Origin of the sequence: Halorubrum sp. SS7 (genome assembly GCF_005435055.1) — an archaeon.
Classification (GTDB): Archaea; Halobacteriota; Halobacteria; order Halobacteriales; family Haloferacaceae; genus Halorubrum; species Halorubrum salinarum.
In genome coordinates this window covers 1-828 of sequence record NZ_SGXV01000167.1, presented here as the reverse complement: position 1 = coordinate 828, position 828 = coordinate 1, and the positions used below count along the sequence as shown (strand labels likewise).

The window sequence follows — 828 nt, the reverse complement described above, 5'->3', positions numbered from 1 at the left end:
ACAGCCTCGGTCTGAGGGAACTCTAGCGACTCTCCCGCTGTTCGACCTTGTTCAGGTAGCTGAAATCCAGTATATCGCACCCTGACCGAAAGTTGCGCATGTCGCCCGTGGTCCCTTCCCTCTCAGCTCTTCTCCGAACGAAAAGAATTTAGATATGAATAGGATATGAATGCTCATGAGCAAGAGCGAGGAACGTAAGGTCGGTGAACGAGGGCAAGTCACCCTCCCGAAAGAACTGAGAGAGAAACTGGGTATCCGCGGCGGGGACGAGGTACTGGTTCACGAAGAGGACGGGAAAATCACCATCGAAAAACCGCTGTCTCGTGAGGAGCTCGCTGAGGGGTACCGACGACGCGCAGCAGAATCCGAAGCCCTCGCGGAGGAGATGGACGGTGTGTCTCGCGAGGCCGACGAGTACCTCGGTGATGTTCCCGAGTGGTAATCGATGGACGTTCGCCGCGGAGACATCGTCATCGTCGAGCTTGACCCGACAGAGGGGTCCGAGCAACGAGGAACACGACCGTGTCTAGTCGTGCAAAACAACGTTGGGAACGAGAACGCGCCGACGACCATCGTCGTCCCGTTTACGACCTCGCGAGGAGACGAACTGTACCCGTTCGAGGTACTCGTCTCGGCTGCCGAGTCTCCGCTCCGAGAGGACTCGGTTGCTCTCTGTAGTCAGATTCGCACGGTGTCCATCGAGCATCGTATTAATACCAGCCTCGGCTCAGTGCCGGCGTCCCGTATGGAGGAAGTCGACGAGGCACTCGAATACAGCCTCGGTCTGAGGGAACTCTAGCGACTCTCCCGCTGTTCGACCTTGTTCAG

The 828-nt window shown here is 57.5% G+C and carries 2 protein-coding genes; both read left to right on the top strand.

Translation table 11 applies throughout. The features are described from left to right. Nucleotides 1-175 precede the first annotated feature (175 nt). Nucleotides 176-442 (top strand): AbrB/MazE/SpoVT family DNA-binding domain-containing protein, encoded by a 267-nt coding sequence (locus EXE44_RS17395; RefSeq protein WP_092920494.1) that lies wholly within the window; start codon nucleotides 176-178, stop codon nucleotides 440-442. Between the two features lie 3 nt (nucleotides 443-445). Beyond that, nucleotides 446-799, top strand: coding sequence for a type II toxin-antitoxin system PemK/MazF family toxin (locus EXE44_RS17390; RefSeq protein WP_049908936.1), 354 nt, complete (start codon nucleotides 446-448; stop codon nucleotides 797-799). The last annotated feature ends 29 nt before the right edge of the window (nucleotides 800-828 follow it).

Excerpts from the sequence above, each read along its gene's own strand:
- EXE44_RS17395 (WP_092920494.1), top strand. The coding sequence starts at position 176 with ATGAGCAAGAGCGAGGAACGTAAGGTCGGTGAACGAGGGCAAGTCACC.
- EXE44_RS17390 (WP_049908936.1), top strand. The coding sequence starts at position 446 with ATGGACGTTCGCCGCGGAGACATCGTCATCGTCGAGCTTGACCCGACA.